The following is a 5572-nucleotide window of genomic DNA, read 5'->3' on the forward strand; positions in this document are numbered from 1 at the left end:
GCAGTCAACGTGTGCGTAGTGACGCGCTGGAGTGTCGTACTCTACGTGAGAAGTAGCGATTGTGATACCGCGCTCACGCTCTTCTGGAGCGTTATCGATAGATGCGAAGTCTTTAGCTACACCGCCGTAAACTTTAGCAAGAGTAGTACAGATAGCTGCAGTTAGAGTTGTTTTACCGTGGTCAACGTGGCCGATTGTACCAACGTTTACGTGCGGTTTCGTACGTTCAAATTTTTCTTTAGACACGATCGTGTTCCTTCCTAGTTATGATTCGCCTCGAGAACGAATTAAATTCGAGGCGCGCCAGAAATTGCTATTTTATGCGTCAATTTTCGTCAACGCAATAGATTCGTTATTAAACAATAGCTGATTAGCTACGCTGTGCAATAATAGCGTCTGCTACATTCTTCGGAACTTCAGCGTATTCACTAAATTCCATCGAATATGATGCTCGGCCTTGTGTTGCAGAACGTAGATCAGTTGCGTAGCCAAACATCACAGAAAGTGGGACTTGAGCACGGACAATTTTAAGACCAGCGTGGCCATCATCCATACCTTCGATCATGCCGCGACGACGGTTAATATCGCCTACAACATCACCCATCCAGTCTTCTGGAGTCGTTACTTCAACTTTCATCATAGGCTCAAGAAGGACTGGCTGCGCATCAAGCGCACCCTTCCTGAAGGCCATCGAGCCGGCGATCTTAAACGCCATCTCGCTTGAGTCGACATCGTGGTACGAACCATCGAACAGTGTCGCTTTAACATCCAGCATAGGATATCCAGCTAATACACCGTTGTTCATTTGTTCTTCGATACCTTTCGATACCGAACTGATGAATTCCTTCGGAACTACACCACCAACGATTTCGTCTACGAATACAAACCCTTCTCCAAGTTCTGACGGTTCGAGCTTAAGCCATACGTGACCATATTGACCACGACCACCAGATTGGCGAATGAATTTGCCTTCAACTTCTGTGTTGCCACGAATAGTTTCGCGGTAAGCAACTTGAGGTTTACCCACGTTACAATCAACACTGAATTCACGTTTCATACGGTCAACGATAATGTCTAGGTGAAGCTCACCCATACCTGAAATAAGCGTTTGGCCTGTTTCGTCATCGGTTTCCACACGGAACGATGGATCTTCCGCTGCGAGTTTACCCAGCGCAATACCCATTTTTTCTTGGTCAGCTTGAGAGCGAGGCTCTACAGCAATCTGAATAACCGGATCAGGGAACTCCATGCGTTCAAGAACCACTTTATGGTTTTGATCACACAAGGTATCACCCGTCGTTACGTCTTTAAGACCGATTGCAGCTGCAATGTCACCCGCACGAATTTCTTTCACTTCTTCGCGTTTATTCGAGTGCATTTGAACGATTCGTCCGAAGCGTTCACGTTTCTGTTTCACTGCGTTATAGACCGCATCACCGGAGTTCACAACACCAGAATAAACACGCATAAACGTCAGAGTACCCACGAATGGGTCAGTGGCAATTTTAAAGGCTAATGCCGCGAATGGTTCGTTGTCGTCTGCATGACGTTCAACTTCATTCTCTTCTTCATCAAGGCCTTTAATTGCCGGTACATCAATCGGAGAAGGAAGATACTCAACAACTGCATCTAGTACCGCTTGCACACCTTTGTTCTTAAATGCACTACCACAAGTGGCGAGTACAATTTCATTATTTAGTGTACGAGTACGTAGACCAAACTTGATTTCGGCTTCTGTGAGTTCGCCTTCCTCAAGATATTTGTCCATGAGTTCTTCATTTGCTTCAGCAGCAGCTTCAACTAAGTTGTTACGCCACTCTTCCGCTTCTTCTAGCATATCAGCCGGAATGTCCTCGTATGAGAACGTCATGCCTTGATCGGCTTCATTCCAGTTAATAGCTTTCATCTTGATAAGGTCGATAACACCTTTAAAATCTTCTTCTGCACCAATGTTAAGTTGGATAGGAACCGGATTTGCACCAAGACGATTTTTAATTTGGTCCACAACGCGTAGGAAGTCTGCCCCGGCACGGTCCATCTTATTGACGAATACCATACGAGGAACACCGTATTTATCGGCTTGACGCCATACAGTTTCAGATTGCGGTTCAACACCTGACGATCCACAGAATACAACTACGGCACCATCAAGCACACGCAAAGAACGCTCTACTTCGATAGTAAAGTCAACGTGTCCTGGGGTATCAATGATATTAACGCGATGATCTTGGAATTGTGCTTCCATACCACGCCAGAAGGTAGTCGTAGCAGCAGATGTGATAGTAATACCACGCTCTTGCTCCTGCTCCATCCAGTCCATGGTAGCAGCACCATCGTGCACTTCGCCGATTTTGTGAGATAGGCCAGTGTAGAACAGAATACGCTCACTTGTGGTTGTTTTACCTGCATCTACGTGAGCCACGATACCGATATTACGATAGCGCTCAATAGGAGTTTTACGAGCCACGATTGTATCCTCTTACTAAGGTTAACCTTAGAGTAAAGAAAAGCGCTGCGAGGGAGACTCGCAGCACTGTAAAGGTATTACCAGCGGTAATGAGCGAATGCTTTGTTAGCATCAGCCATGCGGTGAACGTCTTCACGTTTCTTAACCGCAGTACCTTTGTTCTCAGACGCATCTAGCATTTCTGCAGCAAGACGTTGAGCCATAGATTTTTCACCACGCTTACGCGCAGCTTCAACTACCCAACGCATAGCAAGAGCGTTACGGCGAACCGGACGAACTTCTACAGGTACTTGGTAAGTTGAACCACCCACACGGCGAGATTTAACTTCTACCGATGGACGAACATTTTCAAGAGCTTCTTCAAATACAGCTAAGTGATCTTTACCAGATTTCTCAGCCATAGTTTCTAGTGCAGTGTAAACAATTTTCTCTGCAGTAGATTTTTTTCCGTCAACCATAAGGATGTTAACGAACTTTGCCAGCAATTCAGATTTGAACTTAGGATCTGGAAGGATCTTACGCTGACCAATTACGCGACGACGTGGCATGGATATTCTCCGTTGTCTTCTTCAGGTTATCCAAAACTTTTCAGTTTCTTCAAAAATTAAAAAATGAAAATTTAGTGTTTGGCCTTACTTAACGCCTTTCTTTACAGAAAGAAACATTAAGACTTAGGACGCTTCACACCGTACTTAGAACGACCTTTCTTACGGTCGTTTACGCCAGCACAGTCAAGTGCGCCGCGAACAGTGTGGTAACGAACACCCGGAAGGTCTTTTACACGACCGCCACGGATTAGTACAACACTGTGCTCTTGAAGGTTGTGACCTTCACCGCCGATGTACGAAGTCACTTCGAAGCCGTTCGTTAGACGAACACGACATACTTTACGAAGTGCTGAGTTAGGTTTTTTAGGTGTAGTAGTGTAAACACGAGTACAAACACCACGTTTTTGTGGGCACGCTTCTAGTGCAGGCACGTTGCTTTTAACAACTTGCTTTGCACGAGGCTTGCGTACCAACTGGTTAATAGTTGCCATTAACTAGCTCCTGATTTACTTGAAAGTAAGCTTTGTGAAAAATCTAGCCCTAACCGCCAATGGCAATTAGGGACGCAAAATTCTATGCAGCAGTGGGATGTGTGTCAAGAAATATACAGATCTTTTTTATGTGGCGGGTGTAAAAATTTTCATCAAAACAAGCAAAAAAAGCACATTAGTCCCAAGTAATACTTGTCTCATGCTGTTCAGTTAGAGAAACAAAACCTTTAAAATCGGTAACTTGCACTACTTTCACCGAGTTCTCCTCCAGCCCTCTTGCTTGTAAATCTTCACGTAAAACAAAGATGGCATGGTTGGGAGCCTGAGTAAGCAAAGTGGCTAAATAAGTCGCATCTTGGAGCAATATCGTCGCATCTTGAGAGGATGCGTATTCTTGCGCTCGCCTAAAGCCCACTTCATTCTTAATAATATGCAGCATAAATGGCCTCAGTAAGTCAGTATTTTGTTACACGATGCCAATTCGGCTGAGATAACGTCGGGCATGACGACATGGCAATCGGTGATCAGATCCTCACGGCTTATTCCGAAACGGGTCACACTTTGTTGGCACACGTAAACTTGCTCGATATCATAGAGCTCTAACAACTTAAATGCACTGATATAGTCCCTTGATAGCACTTGTTTTGGATCTTGCTTACTACGCAGTTGATTCACACCGTCAGCAACGAAAAACACCTTGATGTCATCACAATAGGCAGAAGCTGCGAGCAGCGCATCTAAACCTTCCCTACCCCGAGCACTAGCGTGGGGCATAGAGGTAAATACAAAACCTAATATAGTCAAAATTGTACCACTCTATCTTGCGTCAGCATGGCTTCCGCTAGACTCCCTAATCCTGCTAACTCAAAACCATCAGCAAGGTTGTCTCCATCAAGCTGATGCTGTGTCGCCTCTTGGCTACCAACCACACCCCGTCTCAATGAAGCGGCAACACAAGTCTCTAGACGGACCTGGTACTTTTGAGCTAAAACTTGCCATGCAGAAACTAAATCAAATTCATCATTCGCGGGTACGGTTAATCTAGACGCGTTATGCACCCCGTCTTGATAAAAAAACACGCTAGTAAGTCGATGACCTTTCTCAAGCAGTGCTAACGCAAATAGGTAAGCGCTGCGAGCGGACTGCTCTCCATATACCGAGCCATTCACTACCAACGTGTAGGTTAAGCTGGTCACGATTATTCGTCCTCAGTTTTGCGCTGACGAATATACAGGTAAACCGTGTGTTTCGAGATATTAAGACGGTCTGCTACGCGGTTGATGGCATCTTTAATATCAAAGATGCCTTTATCGTAGAGCTCCATAACAATTTGGCGGTTCTTAGTATTATTCGAAACTGACTTATCGGCATTAATATCTTCGATCGTGCGCTCTACCGTCTGGTCGACCAACTCTTCGACATCGCTGGCAAAGTTAACCGATGAAGCCGCGTCCTTTGCTTCTTGCGTTGGCATAAATGACTGTAAAACCTGAGAAAATGGTGCATCAAGGTTAACGTTAATACACAGTAAACCAATAACACGGTTATCACCATTACGAATAGCAATGGTGATGGATTTCATGAAAACACCGCCCTTTGCTCGAGTAAAGTACGACCGTGAGAAGTTTCGTTCTGAACCCTCGATGTCTTTTAGCATTTTCAGCGCAAGATCAGTGATTGGTGAGCCTACTTGGCGCCCTGTGTTTTCCCCATTAGCAATTTTAATCGCTGAGGTATTCAAGTCTTCCAACGAGTGCAAAACAATTTCACAAAAAGGGCCGATGAGACTTGCCAGTCCATCAACCACCGCTTCGTAAGATTTAAGAATAATTTTGTCATGCTCAGTGAATGGCGCCACATCGACGGATTCCATTTCAAGCAGCATATCGGCGTTAACCATGTCAGTCACAGTGCTTTGACCTTCGATACTAAAAAAATTGATGTAAGTTTATCAGATAATTTGAAGTACTCACCTAAGTAAGTCTTCAACAAGTGATTTAGGGCAAAAAAAGTGCAGTCTTTTTGCCCTTAGGGAAATTAAAAAGAAAAAAAAGGCTCACCAATGT

General features: G+C 44.7%; 8 protein-coding genes. All 8 read right to left on the reverse strand.

Features of this window, described 5'->3' with window-relative positions:
* Positions 1 to 246 (reverse strand): GTP-binding protein (locus MD535_RS24900; RefSeq protein ID WP_265677945.1); only part of this gene is annotated, 246 nt, incomplete at its 3' end.
* A 124-nt stretch (positions 247 to 370) separates the two neighbouring features.
* Positions 371 to 2467 carry an elongation factor G gene (gene fusA / locus MD535_RS24905; RefSeq protein ID WP_265677949.1) on the reverse strand — a complete coding sequence of 699 codons (2097 nt, stop codon included), beginning with the start codon at positions 2465 to 2467 and terminating at the stop codon, positions 371 to 373.
* A gap of 77 nt (positions 2468 to 2544) precedes the next feature.
* Positions 2545 to 3015 carry a 30S ribosomal protein S7 gene (rpsG, locus tag MD535_RS24910; protein ID WP_102471084.1) on the reverse strand — a complete coding sequence of 157 codons (471 nt, stop codon included), beginning with the start codon at positions 3013 to 3015 and terminating at the stop codon, positions 2545 to 2547.
* A gap of 116 nt (positions 3016 to 3131) precedes the next feature.
* Complete coding sequence (rpsL, locus tag MD535_RS24915) at positions 3132 to 3506, reverse strand: 30S ribosomal protein S12 (protein WP_005417208.1); 375 nt, start codon at positions 3504 to 3506, stop codon at positions 3132 to 3134.
* 175 nt (positions 3507 to 3681) lie between these two features.
* The gene (tusB, locus tag MD535_RS24920) at positions 3682 to 3945 is read right to left on the reverse strand and encodes a sulfurtransferase complex subunit TusB (protein WP_265677955.1); all 264 of its coding nucleotides are present in this window, start codon (positions 3943 to 3945) and stop codon (positions 3682 to 3684) included.
* An 8-nt stretch (positions 3946 to 3953) separates the two neighbouring features.
* Complete coding sequence (gene tusC / locus MD535_RS24925; RefSeq protein WP_265677956.1) at positions 3954 to 4310, reverse strand: sulfurtransferase complex subunit TusC; 357 nt, start codon at positions 4308 to 4310, stop codon at positions 3954 to 3956.
* Positions 4307 to 4702: a sulfurtransferase complex subunit TusD gene (gene tusD / locus MD535_RS24930; RefSeq protein WP_265677958.1), complete on the reverse strand. Its 396-nt coding sequence runs from the start codon at positions 4700 to 4702 to the stop codon at positions 4307 to 4309. Before tusD ends, tusC begins: the two co-directional genes overlap by 4 nt.
* A 2-nt stretch (positions 4703 to 4704) precedes the next feature.
* Positions 4705 to 5406 carry a helix-turn-helix transcriptional regulator gene (locus MD535_RS24935; RefSeq protein ID WP_250618761.1) on the reverse strand — a complete coding sequence of 234 codons (702 nt, stop codon included), beginning with the start codon at positions 5404 to 5406 and terminating at the stop codon, positions 4705 to 4707.
* Positions 5407 to 5572: the final 166 nt, after the last annotated feature.

This window comes from Vibrio qingdaonensis, from assembly GCF_026191675.1.
In the GTDB taxonomy this organism is placed as follows: domain Bacteria; phylum Pseudomonadota; class Gammaproteobacteria; order Enterobacterales; family Vibrionaceae; genus Vibrio; species Vibrio qingdaonensis.

Coding starts and splice junctions, on each gene's coding strand:
- tusB (WP_265677955.1), bottom strand. CDS start 3,945: ATGCTGCATATTATTAAGAATGAAGTGGGCTTTAGGCGAGCGCAAGAA.
- rpsG (WP_102471084.1), bottom strand. CDS start 3,015: ATGCCACGTCGTCGCGTAATTGGTCAGCGTAAGATCCTTCCAGATCCT.
- MD535_RS24935 (WP_250618761.1), bottom strand. CDS start 5,406: ATGGTTAACGCCGATATGCTGCTTGAAATGGAATCCGTCGATGTGGCG.
- rpsL (WP_005417208.1), bottom strand. CDS start 3,506: ATGGCAACTATTAACCAGTTGGTACGCAAGCCTCGTGCAAAGCAAGTT.